Raw genomic sequence first — 18,084 nt, forward strand, 5'->3', positions numbered from 1 at the left:
TAGTATGAAAATTGCGACGATCCGCAACGGCGATCCTGACGGTCAACTGGTCGTGGTGTCTCGTGATGGCACCCGTTTTGTGGCCGCCACAGGGATTGCCCGCACGCTGCAGGAGGCGATGGAAAATTGGTCAATCGCGGAACCGGCCCTGCGCCAGCTCGCCGGAACGCTCGAGGCCGATGTTGCCACCGGCGAACCGATCCGGTCCGCCGATCTGGCGGCACCATTGCCGCGCGCCTGGCAATGGCTCGACGGGTCGACCTATCTCAGTCACGCCGTGCTCATGTCGCGCGTGTTCAGGATGGATTTGCCGCCCACCGATCGGCCGCTGATGTACCAGGGAGCATCCGATCATTTCTATGGCCCCTATGACGATCTCATCGTGCCGACCGAAGCCGACGGGATCGACTTCGAAGGCGAATTCGGCGTTGTAACCGATGAAGTGCCCATGGGCACCGATGCACGGCAGGCGGCTGAACACATAAGACTGATCGTCCAGATCAACGACTGGTCTTTGCGGGCACTGGCGCCGATCGAGATGAAAACCGGATTTGGCTGGATCCAGGCCAAGCCACACTGTTCCATGGCGCCGTTTGCGGTCACCCCGGACGAGCTCGGCGAAGCCTGGCGCGACGGTCGCGTTGCGCTGCCACTGGAAGTGAAATGGAACGCAGAGCCCTTCGGCGTGGTGGATGGCTATCCGATGGCCTTCTCGTTTGCCGAACTGGTTGCCCATGCCGCAAGGACGCGCAAACTGGTCGCCGGCACCGTGATAGGCTCGGGAACGATATCGAACGAAAACTATCGGGAGGTTGGCTCGGCCTGCATCGCCGAACGGCGCGGCATCGAACTGGCCGATTCCGGGGAAGCCCGTACGCCGTTCATGTCGTTTGGCGACACCGTAGAAATGGAAGCGCGCGGGCTTGCGGGTGAAACGCTGTTTGGACGCATCGTCCAAAAGGTCGCACAAGGATGACAACCCGGGCTCGATGAACCCTGTTCAATCGAGCCCGGAATTCATGCGCACTTTTTCAAGGCTGCACAGGCTCGGCGATACAGGTCAGTCGCTGGGTTCCCAAACCGGTGATCGTTCCCTCCACAACGTCGCCCGGCCGGAGGAAGCGCTGGTAATGCGTGCCGTTTCCAGCAGGCGAGCCGGTGCAGATTATATCTCCAGGCAAGAGCCGGACGAGGGAGGAGATGTATTCGATCTGCCGCGCAACATCGAAAATCATGTCAGCGGTGGATTCATCCTGCATTGTCTGCCCGTTGAGCTTGAGCTCGATGCGCAAATCCTGCGGATCGACGACAAACCGGGCAGGCGCGATAAACGGCCCGAGCGGCAAGAACGATTCCTGGCATTTGGACGCCAACCAATCCGTGCCGATCACTTTCATGTCAGCACGGTAAATGCGGTCACGGCTCGAAATGTCGTTGGCGACGACATAGCCGGCGACCGCGGAGAGCGCGTTCTCCCGGGAAATGCGCCGCACGGGGCGGCCGATCACCACGCCCAGTTCCAGCTCCCAGTCCGGCTCTTCGACACCCGCCGGAAGAACGATATGGTCGTATGGCCCCGTCACGGCTGAAGGCAGCTTCACGAAGGCATAGGGCACGCCATTGCGGGCGCGTTCGTCCATCATCGCGTAGGCAGCTGCCACGCGTTCGTCGCTCGACATGCCTGCCGTGACAGGGTCAGTCTGCTTGGCGGTGAGTTCGGCCACATGCCTGCGGTAATTCGCGCCGGTGCAGAAAATCTGCCGCGGCCGCAGCGGTGCCTCGAGCCGCACATCTGCCAATGGAATGGCGCAATCTGGGGGCGGATCCTGCATCACGGCCGCAATTTGCCCATCGGCGTAATCCCACGCTTCGAACACAGCCAAGGTGTCACGAAATGCCGCCAGTCCTGGCAAGCGGGCGATTTCCCAGACATGCTCGCCACGGATAACACAGGCAAACACGCGTTGTCCGTGTGTCGCCGTTCCTATCGCGTATCGTTGCGACACAGCGTTTCTCCCATTTCTGTTGTGCTTCAGTCGCCTTGGCGAACTGCGTGGAAACTGACCGTGCGCCAAGCGCCATCGCGCAGCGCCCACACCTGCGTGACGAAAGCCTGCACCTCGATCGTCTCGTCCACGTCGCGCCGGCCGACGACGTTGGTCATCGGTCCGGTGACGACCACGACATCGTCGGCCAGAACGCGCACGTTCAATTCGCCGCGCCGGACTTCGAAAAAGCGCAGGATGCGCCCGGCATGATCAAGCAGTTGGGCCTTGGTATGCACGCTGCCGGTGGTGTGCACGTGCACGAGATCATCGGCCATCAGATCAGCAAGCGCATCGATGTCGTCTGCAGCCAATGCCGCACAACGACGCGCTTCCGCCGCTCTGACCTGGGCTTTGATCGCAAGGAGAGCGTTGGGTGTCATCGCGGTCATTTTTCAACTTCCGTCCGTAATCAGAGTGCCCCCGTCCACAACAAGGTTGTGACCCGTGACGAAGCCCCCGGCAGGGCTGGCGAGAAATACAGCAGCGCCCGCCACTTCGGCCGGCGTCCCCGGCCGGCGCAGCGGGGTCAATGCCATGCGCCGATCGCGCACTGCGTGGTTGTCCAGCAAGGAACGCGACAGTTCGGTTGCGATGACGCCTGGCGACAGGGCATTGGCGCGCACGCCTTTCGGTCCGAGCTGGACCGCCAGATTGCGCGCCAACTGGGCCAACGCCGCCTTCGCCAGAGCATAGGCATTGATTCCGCCATTGCCGCGCAGGCCAGACAGGCTGGCGGTGAAGATCACGTTGCCTTGCCGCTCGATCAAATGGGGCAAGGCCAACTTGGTCAGCAGCACCTGCGACGTCAGGTTGATGCCGATAACGCGTTCATACTCCTCGATATCCATATCAGCAAAGTACCCGAATTGCTCGGGAACGCCGGCATTGCACACAAGGATGTCGAGGCTGCCGTGCTCGGCCACCGTGCGGTCGACCAGCGTCGCAAGCTGCGCCGGGTCGGAAACGTCGCAGACCACGCCAAGCTGGCCCAATTCCGAAGCGACGTTTTCCGTGTCAGCCGCATTTTCGCTGGAAATCACCACGCGCGCACCGGCCGCGATCATCGCTTGTGCAATCGCCCGACCGATCCCGCGGGTAGAGCCGGTGACCAAGGCCACTTTGCCGGTCAGATCAAACATCGTCATGGCTATTCCGCCTTGTTTTCAGGCAGCGGTTGGCCATTGTGGACATAGGCCGGCGCTTCGATCAGCACGAACGCAATGCGGCAAACCGCGTCGGTCGTATTCCGCCACAAGTGGTTGGTGCCGCGCTGAATGATGATCCCGCCAGCCTCGATTGTCTTCGTGACGCCATCGTCCAGTTCGAGCTCGATGGCACCGCTGAGCACAATACCGTAATCGATACTGTTGGTGCGGTGCATCGGGCTTTCAGAGCCGGGGTGCATGTCGACAATCCGGATCACCGAGCCAGCGTTGAGGGTCAATCCGGCATCGCGCTCGCGGCCATCGGTCTCGTCGTTGTTGTCCGCCGGCACAGTAGCCGTCGTCCACATCAGCAAAAAGTCTGCCGGTGCAGACGCGATCGGCTGTGGTTGCGCAAAATCCTCTGATACGAATATTGCTCGCCCCGCCGCATCATGGCCGGTGACGACCCGTTGTACGGGGGGCATCTTCTGCAGTTCCACCATGTTCTTTACCCCGAAATGCCGGTAAGCGGTGAGATCAGTGGCCTGCGCGCTCTTTTCTTTTCGGCGTCGTGCCTTCGACATAGCGCACTTCCCATGGGCTCTCGTCGAAAATCCAGGGTTGCAGATTATGCATGAAACTCATCGTGCCGAAGCCGGCATTCCAGTGGCGCGGCACCCAGCTGTCGTCGTGCATGTCGCTATCGCAGCCATATTCCGCGTCGCCGCCCGCTGGACAGGGCAGATACAGGAACACCGCGCTGGCAATGCGATGGCGGCCCAGCCCCCAGATCGATTTCTTCCAGCCACGCCGCTCCATATAGTTGCCACCGACCATGACTTCGTCGATGTCTTCGACGCCGAAATTGGCATGGTTGAAGCGAACCTGGCCGTCGCAACCCGGGAAGGGCAGATCCGCCCTGAGCCAGTAGATCGAATGATGATCGAGCGTGCCCGGCGCGCGGGCAAAGACACCGAAACCTTCCTGCACGTCCGACAGGCGGAAATCGAGGTTGTCCCGGTACCATTCCCAACTCGCCTGCGGGTCTGGCGTCTGATAAACGACATGCTGGATGGTCTTGGGATTGGCCTTTAGCCGCCATTTGCGGTGCTGGTTCAGCCGATTGATCGTCCCCAGGCTATTGACCGGGTCCGGCGCGCCAAACACCCTTTGCTTGGCGAACACGCGAATACCCGAAGCGATGCCGTCGCAATCGAAGAAATGAGCGGTCCCCTCGGCGTCGATCGAGACTTCGGTCACGGCGCTCAGCCGCTTGACCGCCCGATCGAGATGTTTTTGATTGGGCACACCCCAGATGACCTTCTGGACGCCGTACCCGACCAGGCCCTGCCCCTCGGTCCGCGCGACATCGAGCGGGCGAATGATGACGGAAGATCCCTCCTCCATCTCGAACAACGCTTCGCTCTCGCTCGACTCTATCAGCGGCAAGCCGAAGTCGGTGAAATAGCGCGTGCAGATGCCGACGTCTTCGACGCCGTACACAATCGTCTCGATGCCATTGATTCCAGACACGGCGTGCCTCCACGATTTGATGAATTGGGTTCAGTATTCTGCCGCCAGCGCCTTGAGCGGCGCAGCCATCAGCGGGCCAAGCTTCTCCATCGGCCCCCGTTCGAGCTGGTGCCGGCCGATCGCCAGGCTGCTTTCCACTACAACGCGGCAGCGTTCGTACCGGCGGGCGGTGAATGCATCGAGCGCTGCCATGACATCGTCGCCATGGCGCTCCAGCTCCTCGGCCAGCACCAAGGCGTCCTCCACGGCAGCGCCGGCACCGGATGCGAGATGCGGAGTCGTGGCGTGCACCGCGTCCCCAATCAGCACGACGCGCCCGGCGTTCCACGGCGCTGGCTGGAGCGCGGCTTCCAACGGACGATAGACGATGGAACTGGCTTGCGAGACAGCATCGCGGATATCGGCGACCGCACCGCCGAAATCGGCCAGCAAGGCGCGAACCAGCGCCGGCTGTTCGGCGGGGGCGACGCGCCGGCCGTGCGGATCGGGATTGAGAATAAAGAGGTAGACGGAGTCATCGGAAACCGGGGTAATGCCGACGAGGTTTTCGTGGCCGACGTAGAAATGCCCGTGCATCATGTCTGCAGGGCGCTTGGCCACGATGCGCCAGCTGCCTTGCCCATTGGGCACGGGTAGTACCGCGCCGGGGAACAACATGCTGCGCGTGTTGGAGTAGATGCCGTCGGCCCCAACGACGAGATCGAACGATTGCTGCTCCCCGCTGGAGAACGTCACCGCGACGCGGTCGGCACGATTCTCGATCTCCTGCGCGGTGACGCCAAGAACCACCTCGACCCCCAACGCCCGCACCTCGCGCGACATGATCTGGTGCAGCAGGGGCCGCATGATCCCGCCGGAAGACGGCAGGCCGGGCTCAACCGGCGCAGTTTCGATCTGGTTCAGCAATGTACCGTCGTAAAGGTAGGTCCTGAGGCCGGAAACGAAACCGCCCTGCTCCAGGATTGGCGCCAGAATGCCCAGCCGCTTGAAAGCGCGCAATGTCGGCGCTGTGATCGAAATGCCTGCACCATAGACGCGCCAGTTCGGATCGCGGTCGATCAACTTTACCTTGTGTCCCAGTTGGCTCAGCCGGATGGCGGTCGCCATGCCACCAATCCCGCCACCGATGACAAGCACAGAATGCACAGCCATTTTTTGATCCACCACCTTTATGCAACGACGAGGCCGAGCAATTCAGCCGCATTCAGTCCCAGGACTTTCTCTCGCACCGCTGGATCGAGCTGGCTGTGGAACCCGACCGGATCGGGTTCAGACATATCGAACGGATAGTCCGTTCCCAGGCAGAGGCGATCGGCGCCATGCACCCGGACCAGCGCATCCAACTGGTCCCGATCGAACACCAGCGTATCGACCCATATCTGCCGCAGGTAATGGGACGGCGGGTGCGCGCTGTTGCAGTTGCAATCCGGCCTCACTCTCCAGGCGTGATCCATGCGCCCCCAATAGGCTGGCAGATAGCCTCCACCGTGGGCCACGCAGAGCTTGAGTCCCGGATAGGCATCGAGCACGCCGCCAAAGATCAGATGCGAAAGCGCCAAGGTGGATTCGAGCGGGTTTCCGATGATGTTGTTGAGATAATATTCCGTCAGACGCTGGCCGTGGGTGAACCCGAGCGGGTGGATGAAGACCAGGATGCCAAGCTCCTCGGCGGCGGCAAAAAATGGTGCAAACGCCGGATCGGCCAGTTCACGCCCGTTGACGTTGGTATTGATTTCCACCCCGCGGAAATTCAATTCCGTCACGCAACGACGCATCTCTGCAATTGCCATTTCGGTGTTTTGCAGGGGCACGTGACCCAGCCCGACAAAGCGATCCGGCTGGCCGGCAACCACATCGGCCAGACCATCGTTGACCATGACGCTCAATTCACGTCCCAATTCCGCGTCGGCGAAATAGAAGTATTGCCCTGGCGATGGGCTCAAGGCCTGAACATCGATGCCGAGCCGGTCCATGTCCTCCAACCGTTCCTGCACGCCGTGCAGGCGCGAACCGATCGCGGCAAACTGGGCGCCATTCACTTTCTGGGAAGCCTCGGACGTGAATGGCATGGCTGCGGGCGCAGTCGGCATGGCTTCGCGCAAGAGAACGTCTGCTTCGCGCACGGCATAGTGACAATGGATATCCACGACCAAGGACTGCCCTGCCCGCCGCACCATTCGGGGGGTGCGGCCATGCTGGCAATGATGGAAGCCTCCGTTCACCACATTCTCCCACAATCTGGCTCGCCTTCTTTGAGAAAGCCATGCCGTTGTCCGGGAGACTAGAGCCTGCGCCGCGCGGCCCAAAAGCGTTCCTTCGGATAGGTTATATCGGCCAAAACGATGGCCAATTGGATTCGATTTGGCCCGGTAGATGGTCTATCCCGACGGGGGAGAATTTATGCGCTTTGACAAGCTTGATCTGAACCTGCTGGTGGCCTTCGACGTCCTGATTGAGGAATGCTCCGTGTCCGCCGCCGCACGGCGCCTGAACATGAGCCAGTCGGCGACAAGCGGCGCATTGGCACGCCTGCGCGAATTCTTTCAGGACAGCCTGCTGGTGCAAGTGGGGCGTGTGATGGTGCCAACCGAAGTTGGCCTGGAACTTGCCGGACGTGTGCGCGAAGTTCTCACCCTGATCCGGGCAACGATCACCACTCCGATTGCGTTCGATCCTTCGACCATCAAACGCAATTTCCAGATCGCCGTATCGGATTATGTGTACGATGTGGCGCTAGCCGAGGCGATCAAAGAAATTCAGAATATTGCGCCGGACCTTACTTTTGACCTGTGCACTCCCAATCAATACAACTCTGACCGGTTTCAACGCGGTGAGATTGATATTTTCATTACCATCGAGGAACATACGCACGTCGATCATCCGGGCCGGCCACTTTTCCAGGATCAGCTCAAAGTCATCGCCTGGGATCAAGAACCCGCGGAAAACGGGGAATTGACGTTCGACGAATTTCTCAGACGCCCGCACGTGGACGTGACATTTGGCCAAGGGCGGGCGCCGTCCTTCAGCGAGCGCTTCATCAGTGAGGCGCAGTTGGCGTTGAAGACAGAATTGCGGGTGGAAAGCTTCAACGCTGTGGCCATGAGCGTGATTGGCACGCGGCGCATGGCGCTGCTCAATGGCCTGCACGCCAAACGCTTCAGCCGCCTCTTGCCGCTGCTGGTCTATCCTCTACCGATGTCCGCACCGCCCATTCGCGAAGTCATCCAGTGGCATTCGATGCGGCGTGGCGACACTGGCCTGCAATGGCTCAAGGAGCAGATATTCGCGCGCAGCCAGGCCATCGTCCAGCGCGAAGACTGAGTTTGACTTGCACGGGTTCCAACCCATCGGGGGGATGCTCGAGACTTTCGGCCAGGCGCGGGTAACATTGCCGCCTGGGCCGGACACCGCCCGATGGGTTGATACCGCGCATATCGGCGAGACGCGGGGCCTCACCGCCGCGATCGGTTAGGTCGTGACACCTAGATTGGCTGGGCGAGTTGCTGGCTGACGTCGCGCATGATCCCGGGAACGTCGATGTCCTTCTGGTGCTCGACTTCGGCGCGGGCGAGTTGCCAGCTTGCTTCCACCACCATGCGCGCCCGCTCGTAACGCCGATCGGCAAAGCGGGTGCGCGCGGCCAGGATCTCCTTGGGCGTAGCCGATACTTCCTGTGCCAGGACAATGGCATCCTCGATCCCCATTGCAGCTCCCTGCGCCAGCACCGGAGGATTGGCGTGGGCCGCATCGCCGATGAGCACCACCCGTGCACTGCCCCAGGGCTTGGGGACGATCATGGCGGGAAGCGGACTGAAGCTGACCATCGCGGGATCACGCACATGCTCGACGAGCTGGGCAATGAGCCCCCCGTAGCCCTGCACTTCCTCGGCAAAGATCGTGTGGAGCCGATCCTCCGCCTGCCTGCCGCCATCATACGCCTGGACGATATACATGTACGCAAGATCGGACGAAACCGGGCAGACGCCCACCACGCCATGCTTGCCTCCGAAGAAGATATGGCTCCGATCCAGGCCGGCCGGCCGCGGAACGGCCGCGCGCCAGCACGCCTGCCCCGAGGGCGACGGTTTGACATCGGGCATCAGCACGGCACGGGTGGATGAATTGACCCCATCGGCTGCAACGACCAAGTCGTAATCGGCAGTCGATCCATCGCTGAACGAGATGGTGACGCGGTCATCGGTCTCGCGCCAGCTGCCGATCGTCAACGCGCAACGGATCGATGCCGATACCGCACTCGCCGCCTTGAGCAAGATGGCATGCAGGGCGGCGCGCTTGATCCCCGTACCGCCGGGCCATCGCGGGCCGCCGATGCGCGGCAGCGGGTTTTCGAGCAGTAGCGAGCCCTCGGCTTTCATGATGTTGATGAAATCTGCCGGCACGCCGACAGCGACGCACTGTTCTGCCACCCCTATTTCATCCAGGGCCCGCATTGCATTTCCAACGAGCGTGAGGCCGACCCCGCCACCGTCGTCGATCACCGGCTTGCGCTCGATCACATCGACATGCCAGCCCCGCCGGCCAAGAGCCGCGGCAGCGGTAAGCCCGGAAATCCCGGCACCGACCACGAGAACGCGGCCTTTAGTGTCAACAGCGGCGCTCATGCGAGCACCTTGGCTTTCTCGCGCTCCTGCGCCACCTGTGCTGCAATCAGCCGGCGCGTTCGAATGGCGCCTTCGTCCGAACGCACGGCGACCTCGGGCGCCCGGCCCTGGCCAAGCTGATCGAACAGGATCTGGATGTCGTCCAACGCCACCACATCCTCCATCAACAGGTGCCGCAGGTCCTCGAAAATGCCGGGGTGTGTGTTCTCATAGTCGTTGGCGAGCGCCACGAACTGAATGCAACTGCGCGGTCCGGTCGGCGTGATGCCGAACACCAGGCGGCTGTCGCGGCGCGCCTTGTCTTCGCTGTCGGTTTCCACAAAGCATTGCCGGACAACGCAGACGTTGGGTGCGTAGCTAATCAGCTCCAGCGTGCGGTCCGCGCGCGTTCCCTTGAGGCCCATGCTGCGGGCAACCATGGGGGCGATAACCTCGTTGCTGAACTCACGGACCATCGTCACGCGCACGCCGTCCTGATGGCAGGCATATGGGTGGGCAGCGACGTTGCCATCGTCGATCAACCCGTGGTGCAGAAACGAGATGTGCGTTGCATCCACCAGGTTTTCCAGGGAAAACAGATAATTGGAATTGGCCGTCAGGGCCAGGCCATGATAGGCGTGGAAACCCGGCGCGGTCAGCCCGAGGGCATCATGGTCGGGGATCAGGCTTTCGTCGACCTGCTCGGCGTCGCCCGGCCAAATCCAGATCCACCCGCCGATTTCCTTGAGCGGGTAGCGACGCACCGCCAGAGCGGACGTGGGCACGCCGCCAGAAGGAATGAGGCAGGCCCGGCCCTCGGCATTGAAGCGGATGCCATGATAATGGCACTGGATCGTATCACCGAACAGCACGCCACCGTTCGAGAGGCGCATGCCCCGGTGGGGGCAGCGATCGAACAGCGCCACCGGGTCACCCGCCTCGGTTCGATAGAAAACGATCGGCTCGCCAAACAGCGTCCGGTGCATCGGCTCACGCGTGACCTCCGTGCTGAAGGCTGCGACATACCATTGGTTGCGTGGGTATTCGGCAGCCCCTGGCTGCATGTTGACGCCGTTGATCTGCATTGCCTTGTCCTCTCGTGTTCTGGTCTCGGACGCACTGCCCCTAGGGCCGCTTCGCCTTTGAGCCCGGCCTGGCAATCTAGCGGTGCGCTTGCCCGATCATTTCGACCCGAGGCAAAGCCGCCCGCCACGATCTCGTGAGCAACGCGAGGCGCACAATTCCATGGGATTGTGCAAAACCCACCAGCCCTCGGTCGCCGGACATCCGAGCCAGTTTGCAAGCAATATCGGATTAACGAAGCCATTCGAGTGGACTGGGGTCCATTTTTGGGCTCTATTCGTCCGAACGCATTTCGGACACCGATATGGACAGCCTCAGCAGAGCGCTTTCAGACAAACGGCTACGCGGTTCGTTGCTGGCCATGCTCGATTTCGCCAACCCCTGGAAAGTGGATTTCGAATCCGCTCCATCGGGTGCGCCCATGCATTACATTCTGGAAGGGTCTGCCTGGCTGGACCGACCCGGAATGGAACCCATTGAGTTGCGTGAAGGGGACTTGGTGATGTTCCCGCGCTGGGACCGCCATTGGCTGCGCAGCGCAGATGGCCATCTGCGCGAACTGACGGTACGCGAGGTGGTCAGCCAGAACAGCGGCGACGTGTGGCGACCTGGGGACTGGCTGAACCGGCCGCTCAGGCTTACGCTCGAAGGTGGTGCACAGCACACCCGCATTCTATCCCTGGTATTTGAACTCGACGAGACCACCCCGCACCCTTTGCTGCTGGGCTTGCCCCGTTTCATCAAGATAGACGCAGCAAGAACGGGCATGGAGCCTTGGCTTCGCATGACGTTGGACTTTTTGTCGGCGGAATCCGAACAGCAGCAAAGTGGCTATGCCGTCGTTTCGAGCAGATTGGCGGACCTGGTATTTACGCAGATCGTCCGATCGCACATTCTGAGGCATCCCGACGAAGTCGCAGGATGGCTGCGCGCGCTTGTCGATCCTGGAATTGGCGCGGCGCTTGCCGTGATGCATGATCGGCCGGACGAGGATTGGCCACTGCACAGGCTGGCGAGGAACAGTGGCATGTCGCGCAGCACATTCTGCTTAAGGTTCAAGCAATTGCTTGACCAGACGCCTTATCAGTATTTGCGCATGGTCAGGCTCGATCGGGCGCGCGAACGGCTGCTGGCAGGCGAGCGGATCAAGCTGCTGGTAGAGGAAGCAGGCTATGCGACGCATTACGCGTTCAGGAAAGCCTTCCGCCAGCGTTTCGGCATGTCGCCGCAAGAGATGCGTCGGCAAGGAAGCCGGACACAACAAGAATGACCGACAGCAAAGCGGCCTGTGAATATGCTCCACAGGCCGCGAATTTATGATCGTTCCATCATGACAGGTCTAGAAAACGCGATCATTCTCCGAGCATCTGCCATCGCCCCGTTTATTAGCAAAAGCGGCTTTCAATTTTTGCTATCGGGCTTCAGAACTTGCCCGAGAAACGAACGCCATACGTCCGCGGGGGTGCGTAGCTGGTTGTCAGGACGCCCGCGACTGAGCTGTTATACGTGGTGAGAACCGGAATCAGCGTGTTGGTCAGATTGCGCCCCCAGAACGTCACGTTCCAGGCGCCCTGGGCGGAACCGAACCGGATAGCTGCATCCACACTGAAATTGGCGCCAGTGTTTTGCTGGACCAGGTAATCGAACCCGTCCACGGCATTGGAACGATAGCGACCCTGCGCCGAAAGCGCCAAGTCGTAGTCGCCCAGGTGGAAGGTTTGCTCGAAACCACCGTTGATCGACCACTTGGGCGAGTTCAGGCCCGGCTTGCCGGCGCAGTTGACCAGATAGACCGCGCCCTGGGCATTGGTTCCGGGCGTGTAGGGACAGCCCACCACAGGCGGAAGATTGGTACCGCCGGCGGGTGTCGAGTAGGTGAACTCCGTCAGCTTGTTGTCGAGATATTGTACTGTCCCGGTCAGGAGCAGGGTATCGGTCGCCTTCACCTGCACGTCCAGATCACCCCCGCGGATGTGCGAAGCGCCGGCGTTGTCGGCAAAGAAACTTGTCTGGCCGTTGCTGTCCAGGCCGAAGTGCGAAATCTGCTGGTTGGAATAGCGCCAATCGAACAGTTCGATGTTGACCTGCAGCCGACGATTGAAAAACCGGTTCTTCAAACCGACCGTCCACGCGCGAATGGTTTCCGGCAAATAGGATTCGTGGCCGAGCGAAAGCGAGAAGCCGCCCGAGCGGTAGCCGGTTTCGTAGCTGACATAAGCCAGCGAATCCGCCGCGATGTCCGCCTCTGCCCCCAGGCGATAGGTGAACTTGCTGTTCTTCTGCGTCTGGTCGACGTCGGTGGGCCAATAGAACAGGATATTGCCAGCCGAGCCGAACGGCCGGGCATTGGCGGCGCCGGCAGCAGGCGGGAAGCCGAATGGGAGTTGCGAGGCGGGAATGGCCGCAGCGATGCTTGCCAGCGTGTCGCCGACCGGCAACGACGGCCCGCCAAAGCAGCCGGGGCCGTACGGCGGCGGCGCATTGGTGCAAATGTTCAGCAGAGAAATCGCGGTGCCGTCAAAACGCTTTCGATCCCAAGTATAGCGGCCTGCGGCTGTCAGGCGCAAGCGCGGGGTGAGATTGGCGACAATGCGACCAAACGTGGCCGTCGACCGGGAATCCTGCCGATAGTCCTGAATGCTGCTGAGCACATATTGCGCGTAGACAGCGTTCCCGGACAGCTTTTCATCCATGTAGAACCCGCCGACGAGCCAGTCGAAAATGCCGATACGCTTGCCGTTCAGCCTGATTTCCGAACTGAACTGGGTGTCGTGCTGCTGGTCGTAGGAGCCGCTGAACGATGGTCCGTTGTAAAGGTCGTCCAGCACCGCCTTGCGATAGGCGGTTATCGACGTGATCTGGCCAATGCCGGTGTCGATGTTGAGTTCGCCGTGAACACCCCAGATGTTGTCATTGAGCTTCGGCGTGGCCAAGGGGGCGGGATTGTTGAAAGAGCCGCCGATTACCAGCTTGGAAAAGTAGTCGCGCGCCTGCGTGGTCAGCAGCCCGCTCCGCGCCGCCAGATTGACCGGCATAAAGGAATAGTCGGCCGGCGAACTGGCTGTCTGCGGCGCGCCGGGGGTATACTGGAATGACCCATTATAGGCTTGGCCGGCCCCCATCCCGCCAATATTGGTATAGTCGGCAGACAGTCGCAGGCTCACGCCCGGTGCGGGCTTGGTCAGGAACTGCACGCGAACCGCCTTGGCATTGCTGTCATCCGTACCATCGGCGTTATAGCCGTCGGAGCGCTGGATGCGACCGGAGACGCGCAAGGCAGAGTTGTCGCCCACAGCCAGGTTTGCGGCGGCCTCGGCTTCGATCCGGTTGTAGTTGCCATAGCCCAGAGTCAGATCGAGCGAATTCTGGCCGATGACCGGATGCTGGGGAATGACGTTGATCGCGCCACCCGTGGCGTTGCGCCCATACAGAGTGCCCTGAGGCCCCTTTAGGACCTCTACCCGTTGCAAATCGTAGAACGATCCCGCCGCGCTCGGCTTGGCGATGTAGATGCCGTCAAGATTGAAGGCGACCGCGGAATCGCTGTAACCGTTGTTGTTGTAATTACCCACGCCACGCAGGAAGAAGCTGGTCGTAGACCCGCCAGCCTGGGCGACAGTCAGAGCGGGTGCTACCGTATTGAGGTTGTTAACGCTGGTAACGCCGGCATTGGCGAGGGCAGCTTGTGAGATGACGTCGATCGGAACCGCTGCCTTCTGGGCGGATTCAGACTTGCGCTGCGCAGTAACGACGATCTCCTGGAGCCCAACAGATCCACTCTCGCCGTCAGCCCATGCAACAGAGGGCATGCTGCAGAACGACGTGACAATAATTGTCGATATCATGAAGTTTTTCTTCAAGGCCATCCTCCCTAATGATATTTTTATTTTCCGCTAATATTATAATTATATATATGAGAATTCGATTTCTATTAAGAGGGCATTTTGATTGCCCAAACGCGGCGAGGCGCCATTTAATTTTTGATAAATCTTTGCCACGCTGAGTCTGCGCAGATATCCTGCAGGCGATCCGCCCGGTAAAGTCGCTTGACCGGATAACACCTATCGCTGCCGCCGATATTTACTGGAGAACGCCTGGCCGCGGCCGGCGATGATCATCGCCAAGGGTTGGCTCATGTCCTGAACACGACTGTACGGCCCACGGTAGGAAAGGGTGATTGCGTACCGCAGTCGCGATATCGCCCCCTTTGTCGACAAGTGAAGAGCCCCCAGGTTTCTAGGCGGCTTAGATCGCCGCGCGGGGGTATCCGGCAGCGGAAGCGCGCCGTCGATCGCCGTGCGTCAGGGCAGGATTGTTGTTTGGCAGGCGCAATGCCTGCGCGGGCACATCGCCGATCGGATCAATAGCTGCGCAATTGGCGCAAGGATGCGAACCTTGCCGCGATAACCAGCACCGCAGCCGTGGTGACCGCGCCGCCCAGCACGATCGCCGGAACCAGCCCCAGCAGATCTGCCGTCACCCCCGATTCAAACGCACCGATCTGGTTCGAACTGCTGATGAAGATGCCGTTCACCGCGCCCACGCGGCCGCGCAGTTCTGGCGGGGTGCGAAGCTGGACCAGCGCGCTGCGGATGTGAATGCTGACCATGTCAGCCGCGCCGATCCCGGCCAGCAACAGGCTGCTCAGCACGAAGCTGCGCGACAGGCCAAAGGCGCAGGTCAGGAGGCCGAACACCAGCGTGGCCCCGATCAGCACGCTGCCGGAATTCCGCGATACCGGATGGCGCGCAAGCCAGATGCCCAGGGCAACAGCGCCCAGGCCCGGTGCGGCCCGCAATATGCCCAGGCCAACGGCGTCGACATGCAACAGGTCGAGCGCGACAGCCGGCAGCAACGCCGTGGCGCCGCCGAACAGGACAGCGACCAGATCGAGCACCATCGCGCCGCCCAGAACGCGATCGCGCCAGATCACGGCAAATCCGGCGAAGGCGGACTTGAGCCCGAGCGGCTGATGAGCCGGCCTTCTGGACGGGGCCGGCAAGGAAAGTGCCGCCACGGCGGCGGCCAGCCATAGCACCACGGCCACGCCAAAGCTGAGCTGCGGATTGATCGCGTACAACACGCCTGCCAGCAGCGGACCGCCCAATCCGGCGACTTTGGCCACCGACATGGTCCAGGCTACCGCCGCGCCGACATGCTCGGGCGCGACAACCTGCGGGATGAGCGCCGTATTGACCGGATGCTCGAACGCGCGGGTAAAACCGGTGATCAACGCCGCGGCAAACAGCGCGGCAGCGGTGACGGGCAAACCCATCACCGTCGGCACCAGCAGAATGAGCCCCGCCAGAGCATTCACCACCTGGGCGATCGCGGCCACCCGGCCGGGCGGGAAGCGATCGATCAAGTGGCCGGCAGGCAATGCAAAGCAGATGCCCGGCACGAACTGGATCAACCCCAGCAGGCCAAGATAGAGCACCGAGCCGGTGGTCTGGTACAGTTCGAGCGACAGGGCAAAGGCGATCAGCTGGTTGCCCAGCACCGACAAGCCACGCAACGCCCATATCGACAGGAACGGGCGTTGCAGCAATCCCAAAGCGACTGGTCGCGCCTCCGCGGGAGACGCGACCAGTGCCTTTTCACCCTGCTGCCCGGCTTCGAGGTTCACTGCACACCGGCAGGTGCCAAGCGCTCTTTCATGGAACGACCCGCCAGTTGAACGGCAGCCCGTTCCACCGCCAGCCCCGGATTGGTGCGTGCCATCGACATGTCGCGGAAATAGCGCTGGAGGCGCGTGCCATCCTTGGCCGCCGCGCTGGTGCCGACCGAGGTGTAGAGCAGGTCGATCGCTTCGCCGGCAAGACGCGCGGCATGCTGCATGCCGGCCTGGATCCGCATGTCGTCGAGTGCGGTATAGGCGGCCGGGTCCTTGATCCCGGCAGCGCAGTAATCGAGATAGGACTGCGCGCCCGCCAGCACCGCATTGCGGGCCGCTTCCAGCAGGCCCAGCGCGATACCATAGGGCCGCGTCAGATCCTGCAACCCGGCGCTGACGATCGGCGTGCTCGGCCCGGCCATCTTGGCACGCGCGATGCGCTCGAATTCATCGAGCGCGGCAAAGCCGGCACCCACCAGGATGGACGAGATCTCGGTCTGGAAAAAGCCGAACATGCGGCCCGAATACATCGGGTTGCCGTGAAGGTGATACCCCACCGTCCCGCCGGTAATATCCAGATCGAACAGATTCTGCCGGACCAGGAAATTCTTGGGGATCAGGACCTTGTTGATCCGGATGCTGTTCGATCCGCTTGCATGCAGGCCAATGAAGCCGCGCCAGTTGTCGAGCAGTTCCCAGTTCGCGCGCGGGACGATCGCGATACCGATCTGCGGCGAGCCGGCTGGATCTCCGCCGGCAATGCGCACGCCGAAAATGGCATAGTTGCTGTGTGGCGAGCCCGAGCAATAGTCCCACAAGCCATCGATGATCCAGCCATCGTCGGTTTCGGTGGCCGTACCGCTGGGCACGGCGCGCGCCGGCGCGCAGAATTCGCCGGTTTCGCCAAAGATCGCGTCCTGCGCGTCCTTGGGGAACACCGCCGCGACGTTGAGCGCATGCCCTGACGCCAGGCTCAGCCCCCATGCCGTGCCGGGGCAGCCGCGCCCGACTTCCATGATCACGCGGGCAAAGACGGTGAGGTCGAATTCATAGCCGCCGTACATTTTCGGCTGCAGGATGCGGTAGAAACCGGCCTTGCGGAAACGCTCGTGCATTTCCACCGAGCAGCAGCCCCGCTTTTCGCTGTTGGCCTGGTCTTCGAGCAGCAGCGGACGCAGCGCCGCCGCGCGCCGGATGACTTCGTCAGGTGTCAGCCCCGGTTCGGGTTGAGGCAGACTGGTCTGCCTTTCGATCACGGCATGAATGGGTTTCGGCACAGCTTCGTTACTCCTGCGAACTGATGCCATCGACCTTGCTGCGCATGGGTTCAGCGGACAAGTTGCCGCCCGTCTTCGTCCGCCACGAGTACATCAGCCGGGCAAAGCAAAACGCCGCCTTGTTACCCGGCAAGACTTGCCGGATGACAGAATTGCCAAGAAATGGGAGTGTAAACATGGACTTCGAAAATGCCCCGCGGATCGCTGCCGTTACGCCCGAGGCGATGACGGCCGACCAGAAAGCGGCGGCAGACGCGCTGGCCGCCGGCCCGCGCCAGGCCGTGCGCGGCCCGTTTGCCGTATTGCTGCACAGCACCGGGGTATTTGGACCAGCCCAGGCGCTGGGGGCTTACTTGCGGTTCGAAAGCACGATCCCGGCCCGGCTGCGCGAACTGGCGATCATTGCCACCGCCCGGCATTGGCGACAGGACTACGAATGGCAGGTGCATGCTCCGCTTGCACGCGAGGCGGGGCTTGCCGAGGCAGCGATCGCGGCGATCGCCGCCGGCGACGTGCCGCAAGACCTGGCGCCCGACGAACGCACCGTGCTCGATTTCACGCGCCAGTTGCACGCGACCGGCCAGGTGGACGACGAGACGTTCACCCGCGCCCAAGCGCTTCTGGCCCCTGCAGGCGTGGTCGAGCTCTGCGCGATCTGTGGCTATTATGCGATGTTGGCCATGGTGATGAACGTGGCGCGCAACCCGCCGCCGCCCAACCCATCCGCCTTTTCCTGACACGACGGCAAGCCGCCCGCAGGACAGGACATCCTGCGGGCGGCAC

16 protein-coding genes are annotated in these 18,084 nt (G+C 61.8%); 4 read left to right on the forward strand and 12 right to left on the reverse strand.

The features are described 5' to 3' along the window. The first annotated feature begins 4 nt into the window (after positions 1-4). The gene (locus R9J51_RS19760) at positions 5-976 is read left to right on the forward strand and encodes a fumarylacetoacetate hydrolase family protein (RefSeq protein WP_179505476.1); all 972 of its coding nucleotides are present in this window, start codon (positions 5-7) and stop codon (positions 974-976) included. A 55-nt stretch (positions 977-1,031) separates the two neighbouring features. Here the strand turns inward: R9J51_RS19760 and R9J51_RS19765 are convergent, their stop codons facing one another. The 7 genes from R9J51_RS19765 to R9J51_RS19795 form a co-directional block, all read right to left on the reverse strand. Continuing rightward, positions 1,032-1,961, reverse strand: coding sequence for a fumarylacetoacetate hydrolase family protein (locus tag R9J51_RS19765; protein ID WP_432787687.1), 930 nt, complete (start codon positions 1,959-1,961; stop codon positions 1,032-1,034). 71 nt (positions 1,962-2,032) lie between these two features. Further along, positions 2,033-2,437: a nuclear transport factor 2 family protein gene (locus R9J51_RS19770; protein WP_168557855.1), complete on the reverse strand. Its 405-nt coding sequence runs from the start codon at positions 2,435-2,437 to the stop codon at positions 2,033-2,035. Between the two features lie 3 nt (positions 2,438-2,440). Further along, entirely contained in the window at positions 2,441-3,193 is a 753-nt protein-coding gene (locus R9J51_RS19775) for an SDR family oxidoreductase (protein ID WP_179505477.1), read from the reverse strand. Between the two features lie 2 nt (positions 3,194-3,195). Continuing rightward, positions 3,196-3,777, reverse strand: coding sequence for a cupin domain-containing protein (locus R9J51_RS19780; RefSeq protein ID WP_432787688.1), 582 nt, complete (start codon positions 3,775-3,777; stop codon positions 3,196-3,198). Then, positions 3,731-4,726 carry a VOC family protein gene (locus tag R9J51_RS19785; RefSeq protein WP_210425803.1) on the reverse strand — a complete coding sequence of 332 codons (996 nt, stop codon included), beginning with the start codon at positions 4,724-4,726 and terminating at the stop codon, positions 3,731-3,733. The genes R9J51_RS19780 and R9J51_RS19785 overlap by 47 nt, the downstream gene beginning before the upstream one ends. A gap of 30 nt (positions 4,727-4,756) precedes the next feature. Continuing rightward, entirely contained in the window at positions 4,757-5,890 is a 1,134-nt protein-coding gene (locus tag R9J51_RS19790; protein ID WP_179562312.1) for an FAD-dependent monooxygenase, read from the reverse strand. 5 nt (positions 5,891-5,895) lie between these two features. Beyond that, on the reverse strand, positions 5,896-6,873 hold the full coding sequence (locus R9J51_RS19795; protein WP_432788011.1) for an amidohydrolase family protein: 978 nt from the start codon (positions 6,871-6,873) through the stop codon (positions 5,896-5,898). 226 nt (positions 6,874-7,099) lie between these two features. On the opposite strand from R9J51_RS19795, the gene R9J51_RS19800 reads away from it, so the two are divergent. Continuing rightward, a complete protein-coding gene (locus tag R9J51_RS19800) occupies positions 7,100-8,047 on the forward strand; it encodes a LysR family transcriptional regulator (protein ID WP_179505478.1) in 948 nt (315 codons plus the stop codon). Between the two features lie 161 nt (positions 8,048-8,208). Here the strand turns inward: R9J51_RS19800 and R9J51_RS19805 are convergent, their stop codons facing one another. Further along, complete coding sequence (locus tag R9J51_RS19805) at positions 8,209-9,348, reverse strand: FAD-dependent monooxygenase (protein WP_179505479.1); 1,140 nt, start codon at positions 9,346-9,348, stop codon at positions 8,209-8,211. Further along, positions 9,345-10,412 carry an aromatic ring-hydroxylating dioxygenase subunit alpha gene (locus R9J51_RS19810; RefSeq protein ID WP_169475864.1) on the reverse strand — a complete coding sequence of 356 codons (1,068 nt, stop codon included), beginning with the start codon at positions 10,410-10,412 and terminating at the stop codon, positions 9,345-9,347. Before R9J51_RS19810 ends, R9J51_RS19805 begins: the two co-directional genes overlap by 4 nt. A 302-nt stretch (positions 10,413-10,714) precedes the next feature. On the opposite strand from R9J51_RS19810, the gene R9J51_RS19815 reads away from it, so the two are divergent. After that, positions 10,715-11,680, forward strand: a complete 966-nt coding sequence (locus R9J51_RS19815) for an AraC family transcriptional regulator (protein WP_179505480.1) — start codon at positions 10,715-10,717, stop codon at positions 11,678-11,680. A 151-nt stretch (positions 11,681-11,831) separates the two neighbouring features. Here the strand turns inward: R9J51_RS19815 and R9J51_RS19820 are convergent, their stop codons facing one another. The 3 genes from R9J51_RS19820 to R9J51_RS19830 form a co-directional block, all read right to left on the reverse strand. Then, positions 11,832-14,270, reverse strand: coding sequence for a TonB-dependent receptor domain-containing protein (locus tag R9J51_RS19820; protein WP_179505481.1), 2,439 nt, complete (start codon positions 14,268-14,270; stop codon positions 11,832-11,834). 500 nt (positions 14,271-14,770) lie between these two features. Then, the gene (locus tag R9J51_RS19825; RefSeq protein WP_179505482.1) at positions 14,771-16,036 is read right to left on the reverse strand and encodes an MFS transporter; all 1,266 of its coding nucleotides are present in this window, start codon (positions 16,034-16,036) and stop codon (positions 14,771-14,773) included. Then, positions 16,033-17,301 (reverse strand): acyl-CoA dehydrogenase family protein, encoded by a 1,269-nt coding sequence (locus R9J51_RS19830; RefSeq protein ID WP_432787691.1) that lies wholly within the window; start codon positions 17,299-17,301, stop codon positions 16,033-16,035. Before R9J51_RS19830 ends, R9J51_RS19825 begins: the two co-directional genes overlap by 4 nt. A gap of 176 nt (positions 17,302-17,477) precedes the next feature. Between R9J51_RS19830 and R9J51_RS19835 the strand changes: the two genes are divergently transcribed. Then, the gene (locus R9J51_RS19835) at positions 17,478-18,038 is read left to right on the forward strand and encodes a carboxymuconolactone decarboxylase family protein (protein ID WP_169475859.1); all 561 of its coding nucleotides are present in this window, start codon (positions 17,478-17,480) and stop codon (positions 18,036-18,038) included. Positions 18,039-18,084: the final 46 nt, after the last annotated feature.

The sequence above is a fragment of the Novosphingobium rhizosphaerae genome (assembly GCF_050920675.1).
GTDB classification, from domain to species: Bacteria; Pseudomonadota; Alphaproteobacteria; order Sphingomonadales; family Sphingomonadaceae; genus Novosphingobium; species Novosphingobium rhizosphaerae.